This is a genomic window from Virgibacillus subterraneus (assembly GCF_900110695.1).
Lineage (GTDB): Bacteria > Bacillota > Bacilli > Bacillales > Amphibacillaceae > Lentibacillus > Lentibacillus subterraneus.
In genome coordinates this window covers 255,397-281,451 of sequence record NZ_FOEH01000005.1, presented here as the reverse complement: position 1 = coordinate 281,451, position 26,055 = coordinate 255,397, and the positions used below count along the sequence as shown (strand labels likewise).

At 37.2% G+C, this 26,055-nt stretch carries 26 protein-coding genes; 11 read left to right on the top strand and 15 right to left on the bottom strand.

The window, feature by feature from the left end; genetic code table 11:
• Positions 1-44: 44 nt before the first annotated feature.
• A complete protein-coding gene (locus BMY13_RS15345) occupies positions 45-1,565 on the bottom strand; it encodes an NAD(P)H-hydrate dehydratase (RefSeq protein ID WP_092505649.1) in 1,521 nt (506 codons plus the stop codon).
• Positions 1,566-1,629: 64 nt separating this feature from the next.
• A complete protein-coding gene (gene acpS / locus BMY13_RS15340; protein WP_092494223.1) occupies positions 1,630-1,992 on the bottom strand; it encodes a holo-ACP synthase in 363 nt (120 codons plus the stop codon).
• 158 nt (positions 1,993-2,150) lie between these two features.
• On the opposite strand from acpS, the gene BMY13_RS15335 reads away from it, so the two are divergent.
• Positions 2,151-2,912, top strand: a complete 762-nt coding sequence (locus BMY13_RS15335) for a rhomboid family intramembrane serine protease (RefSeq protein ID WP_092505647.1) — start codon at positions 2,151-2,153, stop codon at positions 2,910-2,912.
• 621 nt (positions 2,913-3,533) lie between these two features.
• Here BMY13_RS15335 and BMY13_RS15330 read toward each other — a convergent pair.
• From BMY13_RS15330 to cshA, 3 genes are all read right to left on the bottom strand, one after another.
• Entirely contained in the window at positions 3,534-4,961 is a 1,428-nt protein-coding gene (locus BMY13_RS15330) for a PH domain-containing protein (RefSeq protein ID WP_245736121.1), read from the bottom strand.
• Positions 4,951-5,430 (bottom strand): PH domain-containing protein, encoded by a 480-nt coding sequence (locus BMY13_RS15325; protein ID WP_092494221.1) that lies wholly within the window; start codon positions 5,428-5,430, stop codon positions 4,951-4,953. Before BMY13_RS15325 ends, BMY13_RS15330 begins: the two co-directional genes overlap by 11 nt.
• 90 nt (positions 5,431-5,520) lie before the next feature.
• Entirely contained in the window at positions 5,521-6,987 is a 1,467-nt protein-coding gene (gene cshA, locus BMY13_RS15320; protein ID WP_092494220.1) for a degradosome RNA helicase CshA, read from the bottom strand.
• A 398-nt stretch (positions 6,988-7,385) separates the two neighbouring features.
• On the opposite strand from cshA, the gene BMY13_RS15315 reads away from it, so the two are divergent.
• Both BMY13_RS15315 and BMY13_RS15310 read left to right on the top strand, forming a co-directional pair.
• The gene (locus BMY13_RS15315; RefSeq protein WP_092505645.1) at positions 7,386-8,291 is read left to right on the top strand and encodes a DMT family transporter; all 906 of its coding nucleotides are present in this window, start codon (positions 7,386-7,388) and stop codon (positions 8,289-8,291) included.
• Positions 8,292-8,361: 70 nt separating this feature from the next.
• The gene (locus BMY13_RS15310; RefSeq protein WP_092494218.1) at positions 8,362-9,225 is read left to right on the top strand and encodes a DegV family protein; all 864 of its coding nucleotides are present in this window, start codon (positions 8,362-8,364) and stop codon (positions 9,223-9,225) included.
• 60 nt (positions 9,226-9,285) lie between these two features.
• On the opposite strand, the gene BMY13_RS15305 is transcribed toward BMY13_RS15310, so the two are convergent.
• The 6 genes from BMY13_RS15305 to BMY13_RS15280 all read right to left on the bottom strand — a co-directional run bounded on the left by BMY13_RS15305 (position 9,286) and on the right by BMY13_RS15280 (position 13,637).
• A complete protein-coding gene (locus tag BMY13_RS15305; RefSeq protein WP_092505643.1) occupies positions 9,286-10,002 on the bottom strand; it encodes an alpha/beta hydrolase in 717 nt (238 codons plus the stop codon).
• Between the two features lie 168 nt (positions 10,003-10,170).
• Positions 10,171-10,533, bottom strand: a complete 363-nt coding sequence (locus tag BMY13_RS15300; protein ID WP_092505641.1) for a YppG family protein — start codon at positions 10,531-10,533, stop codon at positions 10,171-10,173.
• An 82-nt stretch (positions 10,534-10,615) separates the two neighbouring features.
• Positions 10,616-10,921: a glutaredoxin family protein gene (locus tag BMY13_RS15295; protein WP_092494215.1), complete on the bottom strand. Its 306-nt coding sequence runs from the start codon at positions 10,919-10,921 to the stop codon at positions 10,616-10,618.
• Between the two features lie 182 nt (positions 10,922-11,103).
• Positions 11,104-11,733 (bottom strand): SDR family oxidoreductase, encoded by a 630-nt coding sequence (locus BMY13_RS15290; protein WP_092505639.1) that lies wholly within the window; start codon positions 11,731-11,733, stop codon positions 11,104-11,106.
• Between the two features lie 339 nt (positions 11,734-12,072).
• Positions 12,073-12,663, bottom strand: coding sequence for a DedA family protein (locus BMY13_RS15285; RefSeq protein WP_092505637.1), 591 nt, complete (start codon positions 12,661-12,663; stop codon positions 12,073-12,075).
• Between the two features lie 83 nt (positions 12,664-12,746).
• Positions 12,747-13,637, bottom strand: a complete 891-nt coding sequence (locus BMY13_RS15280) for a YegS/Rv2252/BmrU family lipid kinase (protein ID WP_092505635.1) — start codon at positions 13,635-13,637, stop codon at positions 12,747-12,749.
• 225 nt (positions 13,638-13,862) lie between these two features.
• Here BMY13_RS15280 and BMY13_RS15275 point away from each other — a divergent pair, with 225 nt between their 5' ends.
• From BMY13_RS15275 to BMY13_RS15255, 5 genes are all read left to right on the top strand, one after another.
• On the top strand, positions 13,863-14,789 hold the full coding sequence (locus BMY13_RS15275) for a phosphate/phosphite/phosphonate ABC transporter substrate-binding protein (RefSeq protein ID WP_092505633.1): 927 nt from the start codon (positions 13,863-13,865) through the stop codon (positions 14,787-14,789).
• A 96-nt stretch (positions 14,790-14,885) separates the two neighbouring features.
• Complete coding sequence (gene phnC, locus BMY13_RS15270; protein ID WP_092494210.1) at positions 14,886-15,662, top strand: phosphonate ABC transporter ATP-binding protein; 777 nt, start codon at positions 14,886-14,888, stop codon at positions 15,660-15,662.
• 29 nt (positions 15,663-15,691) lie between these two features.
• Positions 15,692-16,474, top strand: a complete 783-nt coding sequence (gene phnE, locus BMY13_RS15265; protein WP_092505685.1) for a phosphonate ABC transporter, permease protein PhnE — start codon at positions 15,692-15,694, stop codon at positions 16,472-16,474.
• A complete protein-coding gene (gene phnE, locus BMY13_RS15260; RefSeq protein ID WP_092505631.1) occupies positions 16,474-17,274 on the top strand; it encodes a phosphonate ABC transporter, permease protein PhnE in 801 nt (266 codons plus the stop codon). Before phnE (BMY13_RS15265) ends, phnE (BMY13_RS15260) begins: the two co-directional genes overlap by 1 nt.
• 302 nt (positions 17,275-17,576) lie before the next feature.
• Positions 17,577-19,148, top strand: coding sequence for a bifunctional metallophosphatase/5'-nucleotidase (locus BMY13_RS15255; RefSeq protein WP_092505629.1), 1,572 nt, complete (start codon positions 17,577-17,579; stop codon positions 19,146-19,148).
• Between the two features lie 48 nt (positions 19,149-19,196).
• Here BMY13_RS15255 and BMY13_RS15250 read toward each other — a convergent pair whose 3' ends face one another.
• From BMY13_RS15250 to BMY13_RS15235, 4 genes are all read right to left on the bottom strand, one after another.
• On the bottom strand, positions 19,197-20,006 hold the full coding sequence (locus BMY13_RS15250; protein WP_092505627.1) for a PepSY domain-containing protein: 810 nt from the start codon (positions 20,004-20,006) through the stop codon (positions 19,197-19,199).
• Between the two features lie 91 nt (positions 20,007-20,097).
• Entirely contained in the window at positions 20,098-21,450 is a 1,353-nt protein-coding gene (locus tag BMY13_RS15245) for a HAMP domain-containing sensor histidine kinase (RefSeq protein ID WP_092505625.1), read from the bottom strand.
• On the bottom strand, positions 21,447-22,139 hold the full coding sequence (locus BMY13_RS15240; protein WP_092494205.1) for a response regulator transcription factor: 693 nt from the start codon (positions 22,137-22,139) through the stop codon (positions 21,447-21,449). The genes BMY13_RS15245 and BMY13_RS15240 overlap by 4 nt, the downstream gene beginning before the upstream one ends.
• Positions 22,140-22,264: 125 nt before the next feature.
• Positions 22,265-22,828, bottom strand: a complete 564-nt coding sequence (locus tag BMY13_RS15235; RefSeq protein ID WP_092505623.1) for a GNAT family N-acetyltransferase — start codon at positions 22,826-22,828, stop codon at positions 22,265-22,267.
• Between the two features lie 91 nt (positions 22,829-22,919).
• Between BMY13_RS15235 and BMY13_RS15230 the strand changes: the two genes are divergently transcribed.
• The 3 genes from BMY13_RS15230 (at position 22,920) to BMY13_RS15220 (ending at position 26,047) form a co-directional block, all read left to right on the top strand.
• On the top strand, positions 22,920-23,531 hold the full coding sequence (locus BMY13_RS15230) for a VOC family protein (protein ID WP_092505621.1): 612 nt from the start codon (positions 22,920-22,922) through the stop codon (positions 23,529-23,531).
• 76 nt (positions 23,532-23,607) lie between these two features.
• Positions 23,608-23,976 carry an ArsR/SmtB family transcription factor gene (locus BMY13_RS15225; RefSeq protein WP_092494202.1) on the top strand — a complete coding sequence of 123 codons (369 nt, stop codon included), beginning with the start codon at positions 23,608-23,610 and terminating at the stop codon, positions 23,974-23,976.
• Positions 23,966-26,047, top strand: a complete 2,082-nt coding sequence (locus BMY13_RS15220) for a heavy metal translocating P-type ATPase (RefSeq protein WP_092494201.1) — start codon at positions 23,966-23,968, stop codon at positions 26,045-26,047. The genes BMY13_RS15225 and BMY13_RS15220 overlap by 11 nt, the downstream gene beginning before the upstream one ends.
• Positions 26,048-26,055: the final 8 nt, after the last annotated feature.

Sequence of the window (26,055 nt, the reverse complement as noted above, 5' to 3'; positions counted from 1 at the left end):
TAACGAGCTACGGACTTGACAGGAGGAAAAGCTATTGTCACAAATTAAACTTCTAGCGTACGATATACCTCAGCGATACCATCAATTACATCGGAAGCCATTAAATCATATACAGAGTGCTCTTCTGCCACTAGTTTGTCAGCAGATTTACCATGTACAAAGCAAGCATTGCAAAGTGCTTCAAATACACTTTGTTTTTGCATTACCATTGCCAGAATGATCCCGGATAACACATCACCACTTCCACCTTTGGCTAAACCCGCATTTCCAGTTCTATTTACAGATTGTTTTCCTGACGGTGTCGTAATAATAGTGAATTTCCCTTTTAATACAACATAAACATGGTATTTTTCTGCAAATACCTTTGAATATGCGAAAGGCTTGACCAAAAGTTCAGGTACGGAAACGTCCAAAAGCATGGCCATTTCACCCGGGTGTGGCGTTATGATCGATGGGCCCTTTCTATTACTGACCAAATCAAGGAGCGGCTTTAAATGGTATAAACCATCTGCATCGACAATAAGCGGACACGTTGCTTCTTCCACCGTTTGTCTGACTAGATTACCAGTTACTTGTTGCCGACCCATCCCCATACCTAGTGCTACCGCATCAAAGCTCTTAAATGATATAGCGGTATCATCATTCAAATTACCGTTCGTCTCGCCTAGTTTCAGGTAAGTAGCCTCCATACAGTGTGATGCAGCTACTGGAATGACTTTTTCAGTTGTACCTGCTGTAATTAACCCTGCGCCAGCACGTAATGCGGTTTTAGCAGTCATTGCAATCGACCCGGGCATTTCAGTATTGCCACCAACTACCAGTCCTCTTCCATGAATCCCTTTATGGGCATCAGTTTCACGCTTAGGCATGCTTTGTCTGAACATTTCGTCAGTCCAACTACCCCGTTTTACGTTATTTTGCAAAGCGTCTAACGGCAACCCAATTGAGACAGTATCCCATTTTCCGTAGAAAGAAGCAGTATGTTGCAGAAACGCACTTACTTTAGCAGCTTCTAAAATCACAGTATGGTTGGCTTGTACCGATTGAAAATCACTAATCCCCTCATCAGCCGGAAGCCCTGATGGTATGTCAACAGAAATCACAAAATTAGCTGTGTCATTTATAATGGATACAATTTCAGCAATTGGGTTACGAAGCATTCCACTTGTACCTATCCCTAAAATTGCATCAACAATTATATCTGAGTTCCGGACCATTTCATATATCTCTGAAGGTTGTTGGCTGACAATTACAGTTCCTCCAAACGATAGAAGCAAGTTTTTGTGAAAAAGCGAATCCCCTGTAATTTTTTGATTTGGCACAACCTGTACAACAATAATGTGATAGCCCTTGTTTAACAATGTCCTTGCTATAACAAATCCATCACCACCATTATTCCCACTGCCTGTGAGAATGCAGATGTGATCTGGCTTTTCAATAATAGATTCTATTTTTCCTGAAACAGCCCTCCCAGCATTCTCCATTAATAACTTTCCATTCAGCCCGATTTCATTCATGGTATATCGATCGATATCGTACATTTCATTCGCGGTGACAATAAACACTTTATTCCCTCCTACCCGCACTAAAATATATGAGACAACCCTAACAATTATGCAGAATCCCCAATTAGTTGTTTTCTTCAATTACTACTTGTGCTACTGCATAATCTCTACTATGCGTAATAGAAACCAAAATAGTACTATCCTGAAATTGCCTTACTTTTATTCCTGGAGCACCATTATCATCTGTAACTACTTCTATATCCTGAAAGCTTAATTCACCAATACCTTTACCAGTTGCTTTCGCAAATGCTTCTTTTGCTGCAAACCTTCCGGCAAGAAACTCGATTTTTCTTCTTTTATTAGCTATACGTTCGAATAAAACATGTTCATTTTTTGTTAGAATTCTTCTTTCAAAGCGTCCATTACGTTCCACACTTTTTTGAATTCGATCCAATTCAATTATGTCAATTCCAATACCTTTTATCATAATTATTTCTGACCCTTCTTTATGTATAATGCATATCGTTATATTTATTTAAGGACTTTTAGTAAAATTATAATGGTCATATGAAGTACTATAATTCACTAAAATAATTATATAGAAATTTATTCAATACTAAACTGTTCTTGTAAGGAGGTATGCCATTGTTCATCCGCACAGAAAGAAGCATTAAAGAATTTATTCAATTTTATCCAATAATCGCTGCACTTATAATCATCCATCTTGTTCTATGGCTGATTACAGACTTTTTACCTTTCCCTTTTGGAGATCAATTAGATAGGTGGGGTACAGGTAACAATTTTTATATCAGCCAAGGTGAATACTGGCGTTTGTTCACATCAATCTTCCTGCACGCTGGTCTTATGCATGCGGTCTTTAATTCATTCGCACTTGTCCTATTTGGACCAGCGCTGGAACAAATGCTTGGTAAATACAAATTTATATTCGCATACATTGGAGCAGGCTTAATAGGAAATCTCGCAACATACTTCCTGACACCTACAGTATATTATGAGTATGTTGGAGCCTCCGGTGCAGTCTATGGATTATTTGGAATCTATATTTATATGGTAGCATTCCGTAAGCATTTAATCGACCAGGCAAACTCACAAATCATCATGACTATTTTTATCATTGGGTTAGTTATGACATTTATCCAGCCAGGAATAAATATTTACGCACACATTTTCGGGTTTATCGGTGGCTTTGCATTAGCGCCATTAGTGTTATCAAACGCCCAACCATTCTCTCCATGGCGAAACAGACGTTACCGGGACGATGATTCAATACAGTTTAACCCAAACCGTTGGAAAAAAAGACGCATACCCAAGAAAGTATATGCCAAAATTCTTTGGGGCTTTCTTGGAATTTTGATTATACTTGGCCTGATAGGCAGAATATTTTAGGAAAATAGAACAAAAGTGCAAACGCCTGTTCAGCGCCGTATGGACTGTGCTCAGCGCTGCGGGTAGGTCGACGTTGCCGCAGGATGTGGTGGTTTTAGTCGAACATCCTTTATTTCTTATCTAGATACGGGGAGGGAAGTCCACTAGGCACTAGGCGCTGGCCGGTGAGAACGCCACGTCCTGTGGCGTCACCGGCACTAGTACGTCCTGTACGTCGAAGTTGGACGTCGCTGATTCGGAAGTCCAGTTATTCACAGCACTTAAATTTTATAATTTCCTATAAAATAAAAAACACACTAATTAGCCAATAATTAGTGTGTTTTTCTTTATGACTGAATCAATTTCATAATTCAATAATAAAACAATAAATCCAAACTATTTGTAAATGTGCTAGACTTCTTGATTTCCACTGCAGGCGGACGCTTTCACCCTCCGGATACAAGTGGACATCTGTTCAAGCTAAAGCTTCCACAGGGGCTTCTATGCCACCGGGCATGGCTTGATCCGCCCTAAGGTGCGCGAAGTGTATTTCCGCAGCGGTGTCATAGCACTTATATTATTTGCAACATAACGTTACAGATGATATCAATACAACAAACTATTTTTAGAAAACTGCCTTTTTTATTTACGATAAGAATACCAATCAGCTATTTGGTGTGTGCGTGATTCATCCAAGTCTTTGATTTTAAAATGTGTGCCTACGCCCAACTTTCCAATTATTGATAGTTTCATCGTGGCTAATTTCTGGTTAACCTGCACCAGATATTGACTTTTCTCAAAAGCTTGTAAACGTTTATGGTACATAGTTACTGTGTTTTTACTTAGAGTCCGGTATCGAATAGTTAAACGCTGGCCATCTTGATAAAATCCGCCATCTTTATGTCGTAAAACACCCAGATATAGGCTGCCTATCAGCAGAAGAATGGGTACCCAAACAAATTGTGTGAAAAAATATCCAATTCCCGCTCCAATTATAATTACCGGCAAAGAAGAACGCAGCAGGTAAAATTTACGAGCACGCTTGGGAAGTGGTATCATGTCCTGATTCTCTGCAGCATATTCCGGCAAAAACGTATTGAAAAAATCACCAACTTCATCAGTCTTCATGATTGGAAATAATATAGATGAAAAATCCTCACCTTTTTCCATTGACCCGCCAGCTATTTCTGCAAAAATCGTTACATAACCGAGTGGCTGTCTGATAATGCTTTCCTGAATACCTACTGCCTGTATTCTTTTTAATGGAATAGTCACCTGCTTTTTCTCCAGTAGTCCACGAGTGATAAATAATTCGTTATCATTTTTAGTAATTGTGAAATTACCATATTTTATCATCGTACCAGCAATACCAAATAACCAAAGAAGGATTAAAAAAATAATAACAAGCACTACTATAAAAATAACACTTAACCCGATTGCCCATTCTACCGTACTATCGTAATAATGATCAGGTATGAATTGTTCCAGTTCCGAGAATCCAAACGCCATAAGAGCAAAGAGAACGCCTATGCTTCCAGACGTGGAGCCAGCTAAAAACAATCGTTTAAACGTAATTTTTAATGATGGATTTGTTTGCTCTATAAATTCTTTATTTTCATCTGCATACTTTGTGCTGGCTGTTTTCAATTCCTGACGCAGCGCTTCCCCTTCTGTTCGTTTAACTGCCTTAAGTGAAGCCTCTGCACCATTTCCGCTTCCCGCCGTTTCAATTTGAACCCTTGTAAGTTTGAATATTCGATGAATAACTCCTGAAGTCAGGTCAATTGACTGGATTCGGTTTTTAGAGATATACCGCTTTTTCCGAATCAATATTCCATATTCAATACGAAGCTCTTCATCCTCGATTCGGTATGTATAGCGATACCACGATAAGATGCTAAACGATATCATTAGAATAAGAATGCCTGATGTTATTAAAACAAAGTAAAAAAGTGAGTCATCTTTAAATGTAATAAAACCTAGAACAATTGCAAAAATCGATTCACGCAACACCCTAATAAAATTGAAAAATATAGCTGCCGGATGCAGTCGTTTCTGATTAAACATCATCTTCATCCACCCTTGCAAGTGCTGAAATTCGATCTCTCAATTCAGAAGCATCTTCATCTAACAACGCAGGGATTTCATGTGTTGTTGCTGCTGTTGAAATAGTCACACTTGCTAGTTGATATTTTTTTAATATTGGTCCTTGCTGCGTATCGACATGCTGTACACGTATCATTGGCACTAGCGTCCGTGATACAATCAATATCCCATGCTGAATATAAATTTCCTGATCAAACACTTCGTAACGCCATCTTTTCCAGCGCAGCTTGGGGAATAGGAAAACAAATAAGTATGTACTTAGCCCGCTTACAACTACTGCCGTAAATGTAAGCCAATATGACAACTCAAATATATACGTTAAAACTATTAGTCCAACGGTCGCTAGCCAAAGAATCCCAACATAAATCCATGCAGTTATTTTCCATGCTTTTATTGCATCGGTTGCAATTGTATTAACTGGTGGCTGCCTCATATAGTTATACCTCAACTTCCATTAGTATTGTTAATATATCCAAGAAAATAATACGCAATAAAAAAGCTCCTTTACGCAAGGAGCTTCTACTTAGCTGTTATTATTATTTCTGCGCTTCTGGAAATTTCCTTTGCGATTGCGTCCGCCTTGATTACGGCCACCTTGGTTACGTTTACCGTAAAACTTTTTATTATTGGTTCTGCGGTTGTTGTCTTTACCTCTTGGTGCTTTTTTCACACTGATTGGCTGTGCTGACGATATTCGTACTGGTGTATCACGACGCTCTTTTGTCAACATCTTAAGTGCTGCAGCAATTACTGTTATTGAATCATGATTCTGCAATAATTCATTTGCTGTTTCATGGTAAGATTTTAAATCCTTTTGTTCAATGGTTTGCAATAGCTTGTCCACAGTAACTTGTTGCTGACCACGCTCTGCTTCCTGATTGGTTGGAGGCATAATACGCTTCATTTTACTTTTAGTCATTTTTTCAATTGATTGCAGATGTGCAATCTCTCTTGGTGTTATAAAAGATATTGCTTCTCCTGTGCGACCCGCTCTTCCTGTACGGCCAATTCGGTGTACATAGCTCTCAGGATCTTGCGGAATATCGAAATTGTATACATGGGTTACTCCGGAAATATCAAGTCCACGTGCAGCAACATCAGTTGCAACTAATACTTCCACACGGCTATTCTTGAATTTATTTAGAACGGACGTTCGTTTCCCTTGTGTTAAATCTCCATGAATACCTTCAGCACGGAAGCCCCTTGCTTGTAGTCCTTCTGCTATTTCATCAACTCGCTTTTTCGTACGGCTGAATACAATTGCTAGTGCAGGTGCATTTATATCCAAATGGTTTGTTAACGTATCAAATTTATATTTTTCCGGTACCTCAATAAAAAACTGTTCAATATTTGTTACTGTCATTTCCTTGCTTTTTACTTTTACTTCTTTTGGACTGTTCATCAAGTTTGTTGCAATATCACGAATTTCCTTAGGCATTGTTGCTGAAAAAAGCAATGTTTGTCTTCCATCAGGAATATTTTTTAGGATATCGCGAATATCATCGATGAATCCCATGTTCAGCATTTCATCAGCTTCATCCAATACTGCGATTTTTACATTATTCGTACGTATTGTTTTTCTGCGCATATGATCAAGAAGTCTTCCTGGTGTTGCAACGACAATATGTGGACCATCTTTCAACGCTCTAATTTGTCGTTCCATGTGCTGACCACCATACACCGGCATTGTACGCACACCTTTGTTTTTGCCTAATCGATTAATTTCTTCTGCAACCTGGTTTGCCAGCTCTCTCGTAGGCGCCACTACTAGTCCTTGGATTATCTTTTGACTAGGATCAATTTTCTCAATCATTGGAATACCAAATGCTGCAGTTTTGCCTGTACCAGTTTGTGCTTGTCCAATTACATCGTTTCCTTGCATAGCAAGTGGTATTGTTTCTGCTTGAATCGGCGTCGCTTCCTCAAACCCCATTTTTTCCAGTGCTGTCATAATGGGCTGTGATATACTTAATTCATTAAATGTTGTCACCTTGTTACTCTACTCCTTTTTTGTTGCATATTTATTTGGCAGATTAGAAAGTATAATTACTTATAATCTGCATAACTGCCACTAAGGCTTTCGCCATTAAAACTTGGATAAAGCCAAGTTTTCTAATGTATAATTTTTAGAAAAACCTGTTTGGGCGAAACCCTCAGTTTATTTTTAGACTTCCAATCAATTTTCATACGCTCTGAAAGTGTAAAAAGGAGGCTACTCCGCTTATGGAAAAAAGCCTCATTCATGAAATCTCATACAGAAAATAACAGTTCTTTCATCATAACACATATATTATGATGATATCCACTACTTCTTATATGATTTTTCATCTATTGCATGGTAAAATAAAATCTAAATATATATCTGCACAATATCAAAGGAGGACTTTCATGCGTCTACCTCCGTTCAATCCATATATAGCGGTTGTAATTGGTGTTATAGCTGTATCAACATCAGCAATATTAGTGAAACTGGCTAATCAAGCTCCTGCTGCAATAATTGCAAATTATCGTTTATTGTTTGCAGTTATTATTATGGCACCATATGTACTTTTCAAACATCGAAATGAATTTAGCCTTATCCAAAAGAAGGATTGGATTCTCTCAGCCCTTGCAGGTATTTTTTTGGCTTTTCATTTTATTCTCTGGTTTGAATCATTAAACTATACGTCAGTGGCAAGTTCAGTCGTATTGGTAACATTACAGCCTATTTTTGCATTTTTAGGAACTTACTTCTTTTTCAAGGAACGATTCTCGCCTGGTGCAGTAATCAGTATGATAATTGCCCTATTAGGCAGTGTAATTATAAGCTGGGGTGATTTTCAGATAAGTGGTGTGGCACTATTCGGTGATATTCTTGCTTTACTTGGAGCGATAACTGTTACAGCCTATTTTTTAATGGGGCAACAAGTAAGAAAGCGCCTATCATTAATGACTTATACATTTGTTGTGTACGGAATAAGTTCAGCGACATTAATTTTATATAATATTGTTGTCCAAAATCCTTTCTTTGGATATCCCACTAATCACTGGTTAGTTTTTATTGCATTGGCGATTATCCCAACATTCTTCGGACACACATTATTTAATTGGGCTTTGAAATGGCTTAGTACTTCCACCATTTCAATGGGAATCGTGTTTGAACCAATAGGGGCTTCAATACTCGCCTACTTTATTCTAGGTGAAAAAGTAACATGGTCACAATGGCTTGGAGGAACGATCGTATTATTCGGGCTATTTTTATTCATAATGAGTACTGCCCGAAAATCAAAAGTCACAATATCTCAAAAGAAATGACAAATGTACATACCAACTAGTGTTTAAAACTGGTATAATTAAATCAATAATTAATGAATTGGGTGATGTCATGAATATTCAGTTAATGACAGATGGAGGAGCAGACATACCAAAGCGTTTACATGAAGCATTGGATATTATTGTAGTACCTCTTTATTTACATTTTAAAGATGAACAATACAAGACAGGTGTAACGATTGATTTAGAAACCTTTAATAAAAAAATGAAAGAGGCAGAAGAACTACCTCGTTCATCTGCTCCAAGTCCTAATGACTTTTATGAAGCATACAAGCAAGTAGACCCGAGCACTCCTATTATCATGTTAAGTCTTACAAAAGGACTAAGTGTTACGTATGAAAATGCAGTACTTGCTAAAAATATGCTTCTGGAAGAGGATCCAGATCGCAGGATCGAAGTAATAAATACAAAAACAGCTTCATGTGGCATAGCATTATTACTCCATGAAGCAAAAGTAAAAATGGAAGAAAGCTATTCGTATGAGCAGCTTGTTGACCATCTAAACAGTCTTATTGAACAAACAACTACATTATTTGTTTTAAAAACTTTGGAAAATTTAGTACGTGGCGGACGTTTAGATAAAGTAAAAGGCACCATTGCTAAGACACTTAATATAAAGCTATTAATGAAGGCTAGCGATGATGAAGGAAACATAGAAGTAGTTGAAAAGGTTCGTGGTGATAAAAAATCAATCAGGCGTTTTATTGAACAAATTGGTGAGTATACGAAGGACTTTGAAGATAAGGTCATTTCGATGACCCACTACAATTCCGAGGAACGAGCAAGTAAAGTTCTTGCGGAAATCAGACAGAAATATCCGTTCAAAGACGCCTATTTAACTGAAATGGGCCCGTTGATTTCCACATATGCAGGTGAAGGCGGACTGGTTATTTCATTTTTCAAGGACAAGCAATAACAGTAACAAAAACCCTTTTAATTGTATAAAGGACAATATTAGGGAGAAGGCTTAATTATTTTAAGTCTTTTCCCTATTATCTTTGGATTTTTCTTTTGACAAAAATTCATAAATCATTATATTAAGTGCATCTTTGTCATTGCCTAAACAAATAAGATGTCTTGATCGTTCAAAAAACACAACTTCTTTTTCCTTCGATGTAATTTCCTTATCCAAATAGTAAACGGTTTTATAGGGAACCATCCCGTCCTGCTGTCCCTGGGCAATCAATACAGGCGATTCAACCTTTTTCAAATAGCGTCTTGTAAACTTTAGCAACTTTAGAAATTCGATATTAGCTTTAAAAGGAACAGCTCCCAGCTTCCTTTTGTAATGCAGATATAATTTATTTTGATTGAGTTTTCCATTGAATCCATCTACAGCAACATCTTTGATATCCATGGTTATCTGTTTAAATGATAGATACTTTCCAGCCGGAGCCAATAGTACCAATTTATCGATTTTATACTTTGCAGCTAGATAAGCAGCAATCATCCCACCCATCGAGAATCCGATAATATATATTTCATCAAACTTCACACTTAATTGTTTTAAAGAATCTTCTGCTGCGTTTATCCACTTTTTGTGAGAAACATTATCCAATGCTAATTTCCTACCATGACCTGGTAAGGTTGGAACTTCAATATGCCAATTGGTATGCTCCTTGAGATAAGCGGCTAACGGCTCAACTTCATACGGACCACCGGTATACCCGTGTATTATCAGACACCCAATCATAATAATTCTCCTCATGTTCAGTCAATGTACTTCTTTTTACCCGAACCCTCTACTTATTATGGCACAATAAAACGAAATAACTTTTTAATGTTTTACCATCATTGTTGTAATTTTACAAAGCAGAAATAAGCTGATGAAATACAAACATTGCTTCATCAGCTTTCTATGCTATCGAAATTGTTTCATCATTGAACCTACTTGTTTCACAACTGGTGACACTTGTTGAAACGTATTTGCTATCTGACCAGCTGTTGATAACATTTTATCAAGGTCCATTTCACCATTATTATCCTGAAAATAATAGAGAAGATTATTTTTAGGTGGCGCATTAAAAGAACCACCTATAGACTGAGCATATGGAGGCCAACCCATTGGTTGTTTGGGTTTTGAATATATCTCAAAAGGGGTTTGAAAGTTTTTGTTGTAATTCTGGTACATCTGCGACGCATGATTTTGCTGCTGGGTATTTTGATGAAAAATATAAGGATTGCCATGATAAGATGGCATATAATTATAAGGTCTCTCAAACATGGTACACACCTCTTTCACATGTTCTTGTGTTACTACAATATGCAAACATGCAAAAAGTGTGTAAAAACGCTAATCCCATTATTCAATTACTATAACTACTTTGACTACTGTAACAATCATAAAATGAACTGAAATAAGGCTGATGATTATTAGACATACCTAATAAATACTTTATTTTATTGATTTGAAATCCACAAATCACTTGGTCATCTACCAAAGTCGTCGGAGTACCAAATACATCACGTTCGTGAAGTTGTTTAATGTATTCTTGGTTCTCCGTTACATTTCTCGTTGTATATTTAATTTTCCATTGTTTCAATTGACTTAACAGCTTTTCACAATTCAAACAATCATTACTGATATATACAATTACTTCCTTATCGTTCATGTTAAGCTCCTCCTTGAACTTGGAAACTTCGTTCTTACGTTTTATTTTATATCAGTATTTACCCGTGAATATAACAAATTAAACACAAACATTACAAATTTATTACAAAAAAACATTCTGCACTGTGTTATAGCCACAATGCAGAAGATTTTTAAAGATTACTATTGATTAGATATTAAAAATTAATAAGCTAGCACTTCCGACAACTCTGTGTTTCCTTCGACAAGCTCAAAGATTTTATTTTCTGCTCTTGGAACAGTTAGCAAATAGACAAGAACTGCTGCAACATCCTCACGAGGTATATTTCCTATATCTGATAATTTTTCTTGCAGATTTACTTTACCTGTACCAGGGTCATCTGTTAATCTTCCTGGTCTAACTATCGTATAATTTAAGCCTGCTTTTTTAAGATATTCATCTGCGCGGTGCTTAGCATAAAGATAATGCTTCATTTGACCTGTTTGCTTAGGTCGATCTGCTCCAAATGAACTTAACAGTATAAATCTTTTTATTCCATATTTCTTCGCTAAATCAGCAGATTCAATTGCACCTTCCTGATCAATAACAATTGTTTTATCAGCGCCAGTGTGTGGCCCTGATCCAGCAGCAAATATAACTGCATCTATATTATGAAATGCCTTCTCAAAATCTTCTTCCAAGTCCGCTAAAACTGTCAGCGCACCTAATTCTTCAAATTGGGGAATTTGGTCTGTATTTCTTACCATTGCAACAGGTTCATGGTCGGATTCCAATAACTTCTCAATCACCTGCTTACCAATACCACCGTTTGCTCCAATTACTAAAACACGCATTGTTTTCCTCCTATTACTTTTGGCAGTTTTCTAAAAGACGGGCTACCATAGTTGTGTCGAAGTATGATTAAACAGCAGCAAAACTTATGAAAAAAGCCTAACTTATATACTCCATAACTTTAATATTACCTTTAAATAGAAAAACAAAACACCTATCTTTATAAAGATAGGTGTTTCACTTCATATTGAGGACTAAGTCTCAATATTAGTTTACATGCTTGCCGACAAGCATGCACTATATAAAATAGTAGAGGACATCCCGTTATCCCACTTTGAGCATATCGCGTTTCAACCAGCTATGCTATGATATATATCACTATTTTACGATTTTTTATAAAATCAGGTTGGTTCTGACTGATAATATGATGCTCGATTTTTATGTCTTCGATAAAGCCAATAAACTGCCCCAGTTATAATTAAAAGCAAAAGTATATATAGTTGGAAATCCTCCATAAATTTTTTTACCGATTTCAGATTACCCACACTTCCAAGCCATAGCATTCCAATCGTCCACGGAAGAATTCCTAATAACGTCAAGCTTTGAAATTTCCATACACCTACTTTACTAATACCAGCTATATATGAGATATAATTACCTATACCAAGTGGTCTCGCGAATGCTATTGTCCATACACCAAACTTCTTGAACCATCTTTGTGCCTTTTCTACCTTTTTCTTATTCATTTTTTGTTTTAATTTATCTTCCAGTTTGTAACCTACACCATAAGGGATTAAGCTGAATAATGAATAAACTGCACCTCCAAAAAAGCCATATAATAGTACTTCAAGAAAAGTCAAATTAAGAATATAACCAAACGTCAGCGTGACCAAGCCACCAGGAAAAGGAACTGATGAAGCCTCAACAGCCAAACTTATGAACAGACCCCAAAGTCCTAATTCATTAATCATATCTGTAATGTATTGTAACATTTAAGTAGGTTCTCCTTTTTAAACACATTGATTATTCCTATACCTAAAAATTGCCGAAACCATAAGGTATTACAGTAATTTTCTTACAGTTTTCCTATCATTTGAATATGACGTGGCAAAATTTCAATATTAGCTGGTGTAACTCCATCTATTTCACCATCCATATCAACAGCTTTCTGCTGATTCGTGCTAATCGCTAAAGTTGATGCTTGAAAATAGGTAAGTTCTGTTAATTCCTCTGTGTTTGTAGTAGGTCGATTCATTGATAATAGCTCCCGTAGAGTGGCCAATGTTGAATTTTTGATAACTAACACATCAAATTTACCGTCATTGATATTTATTGTAGGTATCGGAAATTCCCTTGTACCAATGAATTTCCCATTTAACACAAGGATCATAACCGATTCCCCTTCATAAACTTTGTCATCGGCAACTATTTTATAAGTAAAAGGTTCAGCCTGATTAACTGTCTTGAGCGTACTCATGAAATAGCTTAATACTCCAAAATTTTTCTTTTGTTCTTCATCTATATTTAGCGATGTTTCTGAAACCAGTCCAACACCCCAAAAATTCAGAAAGTATTTATCCGATGTTTTACCAATGTCTATTTTGACCGCTTCACCAGAGATAATTGCCTCTGCTGCCTGATATAAATTTTGAGGAATACTAAGTATTCTGCTGAAATCATTACAGGTCCCCCCTGGTAAGACAGCGATTATTGGTCTTCTTTTTAAAGGAGCAAGACTATTGATACATTCGTATAACGTGCCATCTCCACCAAGAATAATTATAATATCAACTTGATCAGCAAAGTCTTTACAGGAATCCTTCGCTTCTTCAATCGATTCCGTCTGAATTACAGTTAATTTCTTTATAGCCTTCGAAATAACAGGTAGCGTTTGGGAAAGTTTTTGTTCCATATTATCACTTCCTGCATTACCATTATATAAAAACAAACCTCTCTCATAACCCAATTTATCCTCCCCTTATTTCGTGTCACTTTCTTTATTTATTTCCTAAAAATTCATTATAGAAACATTTGATGTAAGATAACACATTTCACGAAATATGTTACACCAATTTGCTAATAGTTTATTAATCTAGTGTAAAATTTTCAATTTAGTCTAGTAATTTTTGTCTAAATGTTATTTAATAAAGAGGAAGGAATTATAATTTTCACAATACACAGGAGGGTCAAAATGAAAAAACTTTTTAGTCTATTGCTTGTGTTGGGTATAGTCCTAGTATTGGCAGCGTGCGGTAGTTCAGAAGATGCAGATGGCAGCAGTGGTGAAGGTGAAGAAAGTATTACTCCAGAAACAATTGTAATGGGGTTCGTGCCGTCACAGGATTCTGATACGATTGCTGATACGATTAAACCATTAGCAGACCAGTTAGGAGAAGAACTGGGTAAAGAGGTTGAAGGTAAAGTAATGACTAGCTACAATGCATTAGTTGAAGCAATGGGAGCTAACCAAGTACACATTGGATTTATCCCAGCATTTGGCTATGTTTTAGCTAACGAGCAATATGGGGCTGAAGTAATCCTGAAGTCAGAGCGTTACGGGTCAGGTACATACAAAGCACAATACGTGGTAAAAGCTGATTCAGACATTGAAGAACTAGCGGATTTAGAAGGGAAGATTTGGGCTTACCCAGATAAAGGATCCACTTCTGGCTATTTATTCCCAGCAAATCAATTAATGATGGAATTTGACTATGACTCTGCACCACAATTGGAAACAGAATTCTTCTCAGGAACTACTGCTGCAGGTGGACATGACACAGCTGCTCTAGCAGTTTATGAAGGAGATGCTGATGTTGCAACAACGTTCGATGATGTGCGTACAGAACTTGAAGGAGAATATCCTGATGTAATGGAAAAATTAAAAGTTATTGGTTATACACAAGATATTCCTAATGACACAATCTCAGTGACTAAAGAATTAGATGACGAATTGGTACAAGAGATCAAAGATGTATTCTTATCATTTAATGAAAATGAGGAAATGATCAAGATTATGAATGAAGTATACAATTGGGATGCCATTATTGAAGCATCTGATGAGGAATATAAAGTAGTTAAAGATACCTACCAGAAATTCAAGGATAACATAGAACTGTAATATCAACTTAAAAAGGGGGAGGTAATTATCTCCTCCTTTTTCTAACGTTTATCTTAGCCATTTTCTCAAACAAATGTGACGGGGGAAATACATATTATGATTGAATTTAAAGATGTAAGCCTAGTCTACCCAAATGGAACAGAAGGCTTAAAAAATATAAATGTAACAATAAATGATGGTGAATTTGTAGTTATTGTAGGTCTTTCCGGAGCGGGAAAGTCTACTTTCATTCGTAGTGTGAATCGTCTGGTCACACCCACTTCCGGTTCCCTTTTAATTGATAACGAAGATATACTTAAGTATCGTGGCTCCGACCTTCGTAAGCTTCGCACAAAGATTGGTATGATATTCCAAAGTTATAACCTGGTAAATCGCTCTAATGTATTGAAGAATGTTATTGCCGGCCGTTTAGGTCATACGGGTACACTACGCTCCATTCTTAATCTTTACAAGAAAGAAGATATCGGACTAGCCTACGAAAGCCTGCAACGTGTAAATATTGATGATAAAATTCATAGTCGTGCCGACGAACTTAGTGGCGGACAGCAGCAGCGAGTCAGTATTGCCCGTGTTTTAACACAAAAGCCTAACTATATACTTGCTGATGAACCCGTGGCATCACTTGACCCACCAACATCACATCAGGTAATGACTTATTTAAAAAAAATAAATAAAGAAGATAACATAACAACGATCGTAAATCTGCACTTTATTGACATGGCTATGGAGTATGCCGATCGAATTATTGGTATGCGTGCTGGTGAGGTTGTGTTTGATGGACCAGTATCAGAGGTATCCGAAAAAACATTTGAAGAAATTTATGGCCGTACCATACGTGAGGATGACTTACGTGGGGGGGCGCAGGAATCGTGAATAATCAAACTAATTCCACATCCTCTCAAATGACACCACCTCTTTATCCTGCGAAGACAAAAGCCCAAGTTACACTTATATTTTTCATCGTAATTGGCTTTTACCTATTTAGCATGGTATGGACACAGCGTCAAATGGTTGGTGGATTTACAGATGCATTAGGAAACATGGGAGTGGTTATTAATAAATTTTTCCCTCCTAATTTAAGTGTTATCCCTGCAGTTTGGGACCCAATGGCACAAACAATTCAAATGGCTATTATCGCGACAACTGTCGCAGCTATATTGACGGTCCCACTTGCATTATTGTCAGCGCAAAACATTGCAACCTTTAAACCAATATATATTACGACAAGAACTTTTCTGAATATCCTCCGAACAATTCCCGACTTAGTTTTAGCTGTTGTCTTCGTTGGATTATTTGGTATCGGACTGTTTCCAGGTATTATCGCACTTATTATATTCTCACTGGGGATTCTGGCAAAATTGATTAGTGAAACAATTGAATCTGTTGATATGAATCCACTTGAGGCAATGCGTGCTTCTGGGGGGAATGTGTTTCAGGTAATCTACTATGGCCTTGTGCCACAGGTCCTGCCACAGTTTGCATCCTTTGTACTGTATGTATTTGAAATAAACATTCGTGCTTCTGTTGTACTTGGGTTAGTTGGTGCAGGTGGTATTGGTCTTGTACTGGATCAGCAGCTGGGATTTTATAACTATCCGAACGTTATGGCAATTATCATATTAATATTTATTGTAGTACTTATTATTGAATATATAAGCAACAAGCTAAGGGAGGCATTGATATAATGGCAACATACTCTCTCCCTCCGAAACCGAAACGTTCTCTTTTCAAAAAAACAAAACGGATAATGATTTTTCTCGCAATAGCTGCCGTTTACGTTTGGACCTTTTTAGGTATTGACGTGGATTGGGGGCGCGCAGCTGAACGGGCGATAAATAATTTCCATCGAGTCATTCCTAAATTATTCCACCCAGATTGGGAAGCAACCGGAGAAGTAGCTGGGAAAATGTTTGAGACGATCACTATAGCGTTTGCCGGTTCTTTCATGGCTGCTATTCTAGCGATTCCATTAGGATTCTTAGCAGCTCAAAATATGTCAAGAAGCAGATTATTAACAGCATCTGGAAAATGGATTCTATCCGCTATTCGCGCCTTTCCAGATATTATTTTGGCCATTCTTTTTGTTGTTGCAGTAGGACCAAATGCATTTGCTGGTGTGCTTGCAATTGCAATTGGCTCAACAGGAATGCTTGGAAAACTCTATTCTGAGGTAGTTGAATCAATTGATATGAGAGTTGTCGAAGCAATGGAAGCCAATGGTGCTAATAAAGTTCAAATGCTATTCTATGGTGTTATGCCACAGATTATTCCTGAATTCTTATCGTACGCCATCTACCGTTTCGAAATCGATATTCGTGCATCATCCATTCTGGGTATCGTTGGCGCAGGTGGTATTGGTACTATGATTATCTTTGCAGCAAACAACCGTAACTGGAATGAAATGGGATTAATCTTGCTTGCCATCATAATTGTGGTGACAGTAATTGACTCTATTTCTGCAAGAATCAGACGGAAAATTGTATAATAAGTTATAATAGAAACGAAATCCAAGAGCTTGCTCTGGTTTCGTTTCTTTCATTATAATACTAATATTTTATTAAGGCTCGTTTCGTAACCGAAGCTGTGTCATAGCACTCATCTTATCAAGGATGAAAGGAATATACGATAGAGTTGTTCGCTGTTTATAGATTTTTGGCAACTATGACTTTTACCAGAAGGGCTTGGTGAATGCCAGGTTTTCTAATCAAAAAACAAACTTATAGAAAACAGTCTAAAATAAAGCGCAATTATCTGTTATAACAGGTTTCTTAGAAAGGATGTAACGTAGTGCATAACAACACAGCAACTATCAAACTAGTATATACGAGTGATGTTCATGGAAATGTATTACCCGTTTTATATGGGACAAATGAACATGCAGATTTAGGGCTAGCTAAATACGCTACAGCTGTTCAAAAAGTAAGACAGGAAAATAAGCATGTAATTGTATTAGATAATGGAGATTTAATTCAGGGAACACCGTTAATGACCCATTATGTAAAAGAACATGCTGATAAAGAAAACCCTATGATTGGCGTCATGAATCAGATAGGAATCGAAGCGAGTGTGATTGGTAATCATGAATTTAATTTTGGGAAGAAAATCTTAACTGATGCTGTTAAAGAGTCTGATTTCCCTTGGATTTCAGCAAACAGTATCGATATTAATGGCGAACCCTATTTTGGACCACCCTACATTATCAAGACGTTGAACAATGGCATTACGATAGCAATAGTAGGTGTAACGACTCACTATATCCCTAACTGGGAATCGCCAGATCATACTAAAGGTATACAATTTGCTGATGCGCTTTTTACACTTCAAAAATGGGTTAAACATATTAATGAAATTGAAGAACCTGATGTTCTGGTTGCCTCGTACCATGGGGGCTTTGAACGTGATATTGAGACTGGTGAAGAAACAGAAGCACCCACCGGCGAAAACCAGGGCTATGCGATGTGTGAACAAATAGAAGGAATTGACATATTATTAACAGGGCATCAGCACCGTAACTTAACTGGCACAATAAATGACGTTCTAGTCGTTCAACCCGGTAACAACGGTAAAATGTATGGTGAAATTGATATCACAATGAAGCATTCTGATAATGGCTGGAAATTAATTGATAAGCATGCATCAGTTAACACATTAGAAGGCGTACAGTCAGATGAAGATGTTCTTTCTTATATGAAGGATCTCGAGTCTTCCACTCAACAATGGCTCGACCAGCCAATTGGATACGTTGATGGCGATATGACAATAAATGATCCGTTAGAGGCAAGAGTTGGGAAGCATCCATTTATAGAATTTATCCAGCAAGTACAAATGGAGGCAAGTGGCATAGATATTTCTGTTACCTCTCTGTTAAATAATGACTCAAAAGGATTTGATTCCACCGTTACTATGCGTGATATTGTTTCAAACTATATGTATCCAAATACCCTAGTGGTACTTGAATTATCGGGACAGGATATAATAGATGCGCTTGAAAAAAGTGCCCAATACTTTATTTTAAAAAATGGGAAAATAGCAGTTAACCCTGCCTATATTGATCCGAAACCACAGCATTACAACTATGATATGTGGGAAGGAATAGAGTACACAATAAATGTACAACAGCCTATGGGGAACAGGGTTGAAAACGTTAAGTATCATGGTAAGAATTTAGATAGAAATGGAAAATACCATGTCGTATTAAACAATTATCGTGCTAACGGTGGTGGTGATTATGATATGTTTAAAGGGAAACCAATTGTAAAAGAAATTCAGAAAGATGCTGTTGAATTAATTCGCTCCTATTTTGAAAAGTACGAAACTGTACATGCAAAAATAACAAATAATTTCACCGTCAAAACATAAATAAAGCTACCAGATTAACTACTGATCTGGTAGCTTTCAAGTTTGCAATTAGTCGTCGTCATCAGTGTCGTCATCATCAGCGTTAGCGTCATTATCATCGTCATCGCTATCGTCACTATCATCGTCGTTGTCGTTAGAGTCGTTGGCATCATCATCGTTATCTTTACTTTCGATATCCAATACCAAAACTTCTCCGGTATAGGCATCTATTTCAATTTCTGCTTCTCTTTTATTAGTATTCATTTCCAATTCATAAAGCAGACGGCCATCATCCTCATCCAACTCTATACTTACAATAGTTCCTGAAAATGCATTAAGTGCGATTTCCCTTGCCTTACCAATGTCAATTACAGCCTTGGCAATCTTAGAATTATCGTCATCCGTTTTAGTTTGCTGATTCTTATCATCTTTCGTGGAATCGTCTTTTTCCTTGATGGCTAATTCTTTGGTATCATCGTCGCGGTCATCATCTTTTTCAACCTTTTTATCATCACCATTGCTATTGTTAGTACTCTTATTATCATCTTTATTGTCATCAATATTTACTTCATTTGATTGCTTTACATCACTCGCAATCATTGTTTCTTCTAGTTTCAATACTTCACCAGTATTTCCGTCCATTTTAATTTCATATTCTTTTTGGCCATCATGAATTTCTATTTCATACACAGCCCGATTTCGGCTTTTTTCAAGTTCCATCTCCGTAATTTCTCCTGGATACTGGTCCTTTACCAATTGTTCAATTTCCTCTGTTGATAATTTGGGTTCAGCCTGTGCTGCATCTGAATGATAAATACCCAGTCCCATCGCAGTTGCACCAATAAAAACTGCTAACGCAACACCAATTTTCTTCTTCAATTTATTCTCCTCCTCTTTGTTCTTAATTACATCATATCCCCTTCAAGTGAAAGGACACTGTGCAAAAGATTAGAATTTGATGAGAATAACATTAACCTTCCTTAACAATTGGAAATTCCATCATAAAGGTGGAGCCTTTTCCTGCTTCACTTGTCACCCTTAAACTTCCATCATGAGCTGCAACAATTGTTTTTGCAATGGATAGTCCAAGTCCAGTACCACCTAAATCCCTGTTTCTTGATTTTTCCATTCGGTAAAACCGGTCAAATATTTTTTCCTGCTCTTCGTTTGGAATCCCTTGACCTGAGTCCTGGACATTAACCATAACATGGGTGTTCTTTTCCCGAATAGTTAACTTTACTGTCCCATCGCTATATTTTAAGGCGTTATCAATTAATATATAAATAACCTGCTGTAATTGGTCTTGACTTCCATTCACATAAAGCACATCTTTTGCTGTTTCTAAAATAATTTCGCGCTCATATGCACCTGTAAATTTGGCAACTGTTTCCATACAAATATCAACTATGTTTATTTGTTCATGCGCGTCTTTTTCCTGATTTCTTGCAAGCAACAGCATTTGTTCTACCAGCTTTTGCATACGATCTGCTTCGGATTCAATAGCCTGGATTGACTCATTGAAAAGCTCCGGGTTACCCTGTCCACGTCTTTCCAATAGCTCAGCATAACTCTTTACTATTGATATCGGTGTTTTCAACTCATGTGAAGCATCTGATACAAATGTCTCCTGTTTTTCGAAATTATCCTTTAAATACTCGATCATCGTGTTAAATGTATTTTCCATTTCATAAAGTTCATCACGTGATCTGTTTTCCACATATAATTTTTTCCATTTTGTATTGGTTATATTTTCTTTCATCGCAGCAGTTAATGCCTTGATCGGATTTAAAATGAACCTGCTTAAAAATACTCCAGCTATTATAGTTGGAATAAGCATAATGGCTGACGCTACAATTAATACGTAAAATAAGGTTTGCATTGTTTCGGTATGTGCAACTAGCTGTTTATATACCTGCAGTGTTACAATTTCACCATTTTCCCATATAATTGGTTTAGAAATGGTTACAAAATTGGCTTGATTCTCTAAATGAATAATTGAATTTGACTCGGTTTTAACAAACGATGCAGGCAATTCGGTAAAGCTATCTTTTTTGGTTAACGTAAGCAAAAGACGATCATCATTTTCTTCAATCACACGAATCATGCCATCTGTTGGCAAATAGGCTCTTAATAACTCACTTCTGGCAATCTCCGGATTTGAGTTAAGCGTCTTTACAATCTCGTTCGTTTGGCTGGTCATTTCATCTACTTCACTATTAATCGATATATTTTTAAACAAATAGTAAATTGATGTGTTAACAAGCAATATTAGTACTAGCATAAATAGACTTGAAAACAAGCGAATCTTCGCGGATAGTTTCATTGAACATGTTCCTTTATCGTATATCCAACACCACGGACCGTATTAATATAGGTGTTCTCAAACCCTTTGTCGATTTTTTGTCGCAAATATCTAATATAAACGTCAACAACGTTTGTATCCCCAAAATAGTCATATCCCCATACATGCTCGATCAATTGGTCTCTTGTGAGCACAATATTTTTGTTTTTCATCAGGTAAATAAGCAAATCAAATTCTCTGGGTGTAAGTTCAATTTGCTGTGATTCCCGCTTCACTTCACGTGTGTTTATATCTACTTGCAAGTCACCGACAGTCAAATAATCACCGTTATTCACTGCAGCTGTTGGCTTACGTAAATGTACTCGAATACGAGCAAGCAATTCTTCAATCTGAAACGGTTTTGTTACATAATCATTTGCTCCAAGGTCAAGTCCACTTACTTTATCGTGAACCTGGTCTCTGGCAGTCAGCAGGATAATTGGTGTATTGGTGTCATTACGTCTGAACCGTCTTAAAACTTCCATCCCACTTAATTCCGGTAGCATGATGTCGAGCAGAACCAAGTCCCATTTTTTACTTTCCAATAATTCAAGTGCTTGTTTCCCGTTATTGGCAACCTCAGTCGTATAATTTTCATAATTAAGCTCAAGCTGCAAAACTCTGCTCAGCTTCTGTTCATCTTCAACAATTAATATGTTTGGATTTCCCATACATACACCCACTTTTTATGTGCCTTTTTATGTACTATACCATATATGAAAAGTATTGATGTTAAACCGATATTCACACAGATCTTCATTTTTAAATTGTGAAATTCAGCAAACCAGCCAGTTAGTTACTTTATTTTTGCAAAGATACAGGTGTCCCTGAGCCCATCCCCATCAACTGCAACATCATCATTCTGCAAAATACCTTCCATTTTAAATCCAAGTCGTTCAGGTATTGCTTTACTCCTTCTATTTTCCACATCACACCGGATTTCGATCCTATTAGCTCCAAGCTCTTTAAAAGCGTAACCTGTTATTCCTTGGACAGCTTCTGTAATATAACCATGTCCGCTTTTGCGTGAATCAATCCAATAGCCTATTTCAAACTTTGGTACCTTCCAATCGATTCTGTGCAGTCCTGTACAGCCAATAAGATCTCCCGTTTCCCGGCTGAAAATATGCATTCTCATATCTTCTCTTTTCAGAAATTTGATATATGACTCCCTTACGTTTGTTTCCACATCCTCCATACTTTGGTTCTTTTGTGCAAATGGGAGCCATTTTTTCAGATCATCCTTGCTTGCATCAATAGCAAAATAGACTGACTCGCCATCCCCTGGTTTAGGCAGGCGTATATAAAGCCGCTTGGTATAGAATTCATTTGGAAAATCCTTGAGTATCGGTTTCTGCATCCTGTATTCCCCTTCCCCATATAAATTTCTTTTCATTATAGCCCTTTAGCATTAAGATTGCGATAACAAATTATTTTAGGGAGGCGACAGAATGTTAGCAATTGACCACATTGTTATTGTATCCGACAACCCTGCACAAGCAGCGGATAAATTTGGAAAAGAGCATAATGTAACTGTTATACAAGGGGGTAAACACTCCAATTGGGGAACATATAATTATATGGCTTATTTCAGCAATGACAGTTATATCGAATGGATTGGTATTTTTGATAAAAAAATAGCGATCCAATCAGAGAATCCTCTTATCCAACAAGTTGTTGATGCACTCGATGATAATATGGAAGGTCCTATCCAGTATGCGTTACGAACAGATAAAATGGATAAATATATTGATCACTTTCATAAGTCTACTATTCCATTTACCGGCCCCATCCCTGGAAGCAGAAAAAAACCAAGTGGATCAATATTAGAATGGCGGATGCTTTTTCCTGAAGATGTAACAGAACAGCTCCCCTTTTTAATTGAGTGGGGTAATGTTAAGAATGTTCCAGAGGATGACCGATTAATAAATGAACAGCAGATTCACACCATTTCTGCTGCTATTAATAATATTGAGAAGTTTAAGGGTATTTACCAAACAGACCTGCAACTGGCTAATGCCAGATTAAGTGTTTCAGATAAACTAGCGTTTTCCATTAATTAATGATATTGCCCATTGACATTCAAACATCTATTTGACTATACTATAATCAAATACTTATTTGAATGAGGTGTAGTAAATGCCAAAAGATATATGTGAAGTGACTTGTATACATGAAGACAAAGTTGACCGTGTAAAACAGCAAATGAAGCAGCAGCCATTCGAAAAGGTAACGACGATCTACAAGCTGCTTGCAGAAAAAAACAGGTTACAAATAGCGTATGCATTGTTAATTGAAGAAGAATTATGTGTCTGTGATATTGCCAATATTATTGGTGCAACAACTGCAACAACATCACACCACGTACGTCAGCTCCACAAGGCTGGCATCGCGTCTTTCCGAAAAGATGGAAAGCTTGTTTATTATTCGTTATATGACAGTCATATCAAACAATTAATCTCACAAGCCTTCAGCCACATGAAGGAGGATTCGTATCATGCCGTCTAGCCAACAAACATATCGAGTAGAAGGGGTGTCATGCGCTAATTGTGCCAAGACATTCGAAAATAATGTCAAACGAATTAAGGGTGTCGACAATGCAGAGGTTAATTTTGCCACATTGAAAGTTGACATAGATGGCAAGGCTTCTATATCAGACATTGAAAAAGCAGGATCGTTCGACAACATAAAGGTTGTAACGGAGAATGATAATGCCAATCAAGCTAAGGAGCCATTCTGGGTCCGTTACGATAGAATTATATTTTCAGCCTTGTTAGTCGTGCTGGGTTTTGCAGCAACATTCACTTTTGGAAGTTCACATTACCTGACAACCATCCTCTTTGGGTTAGCAGCACTCGTCGGGGGGATAACGCTTTTTAAAGCTGGACTAATAAACCTGACAAGACTTCGTTTTGATATGAAGACACTTATGACTATTGCTGTGATTGGTGCAATCCTGATTGGTGAATGGCGAGAAGCAGCAATCGTAGTTATTTTATTTGCTATCAGTGAGGCACTTGAATCGTATTCGATGGATAAAGCACGTGCCTCTATTCGTTCACTGATGAAGATTTCCCCTAAAAAAGCACTGATCAGACGAAATGGGACTGACCAAATAATAGCGATTGAAGATATCGTAATTGGCGATCTTATGCTTGTTAAACCTGGAGAACGAATAGCCATGGATGGAAGAGTCATTGACGGATTTTCTGCAATTAATCAGGCATCAATAACCGGTGAATCAATTCCAGTTGAAAAATCCGCAAATGACGAGGTATTTGCTGGTACTATTAATCAAGATGGTTATCTGGAAATTGAAGTCACGAAAAAAGCAGAAGATACAACAATTGCAAAGATTGTTCATCTGGTAGAAGAAGCACAAGGTGAACGGGCCCCGTCACAAGCATTTGTTGATCGGTTCGCCGCATATTATACGCCTGTAATTATTGCGATTGCCATTCTGGTAGCAGTTATCCCTCCTCTTTTTGGTGGTGCCTGGAGCGTGTGGGTCTATCAAGGTCTTGCTGTATTAGTTGTAGGCTGCCCGTGTGCATTGGTTATCTCCACTCCGGTCGCAATCGTTACAGCAATCGGAAACGCTGCACGAAATGGAGTTCTTATTAAAGGTGGAATCTACCTTGAACAAATGGGAAGAATTAAATCAATTGCCTTTGATAAAACAGGTACTTTAACAAACGGTACCCCAAAAGTGACCGATGTTTACTATTTCACTGATAATCGTGAAAAAGCAATAAACTACCTGAATGCATTGGAAACCAAATCGAACCATCCATTAGCAAAGGCAATTGTGGACTATATCAGTGACGAAAAAATTAACACTTCAAAAGTTGACGTAGAGCATTTCACAACGATTAAAGGTAAAGGAATACAAGGAGAAATCAATGGTGAGATGATTTATGCAGGGTCACCAAATCTGTTCGATCAATTACCAAATGAAGAAGTGAATAACTTCCAGGAATCTGGAAAAACCGTAATGTTATGTGGAACAAATGATGAAATACTAGTAGCGATTGCACTTCGCGATGAACCAAGGAAAGAAAGTAAACAAATTATTAAACAATTACACAAACTAGGAATCAACCATACGTACATGCTGACCGGTGATCATGCTCAAACAGCTGTTGCATTAAAAGAAGACCTTGAAATCACCGATGTAAAAGCAGGTTTATTACCCAAAGATAAATTAGATTTTATAAAAAAACATCAGGATAAACACGGGGATATTGCGATGATTGGTGATGGAATTAATGATACACCAGCACTTGCTGCATCAACTGTAGGAGTAGCAATGGGTTCTGCTGGAACAGATAGTGCACTGGAAACAGCCGATATAGCCTTAATGGGCGATGACCTGGAAAAACTCCCATTCACAGTGAAATTAAGCCGGAGAACATTATCAATTATTAAACAAAATGTTTCCTTTGCTATCGGCATCAAGGTTCTCGCTTTACTACTCGTCATCCCTGGATGGCTTACACTTTGGATTGCAATTTTTGCTGATATGGGGGCAACCCTGCTTGTAACACTAAATGCATTGCGCTTACTAAAAATAAGATGATCATTCCA

What these genes read in the sequence shown, in the direction of transcription:
- BMY13_RS15315 (WP_092505645.1), top strand. Translation starts at nt 7,386, where the DNA reads ATGCGTCTACCTCCGTTCAATCCATATATAGCGGTTGTAATTGGTGTT.
- acpS (WP_092494223.1), bottom strand. Translation starts at nt 1,992, where the DNA reads ATGATAAAAGGTATTGGAATTGACATAATTGAATTGGATCGAATTCAA.
- BMY13_RS15295 (WP_092494215.1), bottom strand. Translation starts at nt 10,921, where the DNA reads ATGAACGATAAGGAAGTAATTGTATATATCAGTAATGATTGTTTGAAT.
- BMY13_RS15240 (WP_092494205.1), bottom strand. Translation starts at nt 22,139, where the DNA reads ATGGGAAATCCAAACATATTAATTGTTGAAGATGAACAGAAGCTGAGC.
- phnC (WP_092494210.1), top strand. Translation starts at nt 14,886, where the DNA reads ATGATTGAATTTAAAGATGTAAGCCTAGTCTACCCAAATGGAACAGAA.
- BMY13_RS15230 (WP_092505621.1), top strand. Translation starts at nt 22,920, where the DNA reads ATGTTAGCAATTGACCACATTGTTATTGTATCCGACAACCCTGCACAA.
- phnE (WP_092505685.1), top strand. Translation starts at nt 15,692, where the DNA reads ATGACACCACCTCTTTATCCTGCGAAGACAAAAGCCCAAGTTACACTT.
- phnE (WP_092505631.1), top strand. Translation starts at nt 16,474, where the DNA reads ATGGCAACATACTCTCTCCCTCCGAAACCGAAACGTTCTCTTTTCAAA.
- BMY13_RS15275 (WP_092505633.1), top strand. Translation starts at nt 13,863, where the DNA reads ATGAAAAAACTTTTTAGTCTATTGCTTGTGTTGGGTATAGTCCTAGTA.
- BMY13_RS15220 (WP_092494201.1), top strand. Translation starts at nt 23,966, where the DNA reads ATGCCGTCTAGCCAACAAACATATCGAGTAGAAGGGGTGTCATGCGCT.
- BMY13_RS15235 (WP_092505623.1), bottom strand. Translation starts at nt 22,828, where the DNA reads ATGCAGAAACCGATACTCAAGGATTTTCCAAATGAATTCTATACCAAG.
- BMY13_RS15310 (WP_092494218.1), top strand. Translation starts at nt 8,362, where the DNA reads ATGAATATTCAGTTAATGACAGATGGAGGAGCAGACATACCAAAGCGT.
- BMY13_RS15305 (WP_092505643.1), bottom strand. Translation starts at nt 10,002, where the DNA reads ATGATTGGGTGTCTGATAATACACGGGTATACCGGTGGTCCGTATGAA.
- BMY13_RS15225 (WP_092494202.1), top strand. Translation starts at nt 23,608, where the DNA reads ATGCCAAAAGATATATGTGAAGTGACTTGTATACATGAAGACAAAGTT.
- BMY13_RS15325 (WP_092494221.1), bottom strand. Translation starts at nt 5,430, where the DNA reads ATGAGGCAGCCACCAGTTAATACAATTGCAACCGATGCAATAAAAGCA.
- BMY13_RS15285 (WP_092505637.1), bottom strand. Translation starts at nt 12,663, where the DNA reads ATGTTACAATACATTACAGATATGATTAATGAATTAGGACTTTGGGGT.
- BMY13_RS15245 (WP_092505625.1), bottom strand. Translation starts at nt 21,450, where the DNA reads ATGAAACTATCCGCGAAGATTCGCTTGTTTTCAAGTCTATTTATGCTA.
- BMY13_RS15330 (WP_245736121.1), bottom strand. Translation starts at nt 4,961, where the DNA reads ATGATGTTTAATCAGAAACGACTGCATCCGGCAGCTATATTTTTCAAT.
- BMY13_RS15300 (WP_092505641.1), bottom strand. Translation starts at nt 10,533, where the DNA reads ATGTTTGAGAGACCTTATAATTATATGCCATCTTATCATGGCAATCCT.
- BMY13_RS15290 (WP_092505639.1), bottom strand. Translation starts at nt 11,733, where the DNA reads ATGCGTGTTTTAGTAATTGGAGCAAACGGTGGTATTGGTAAGCAGGTG.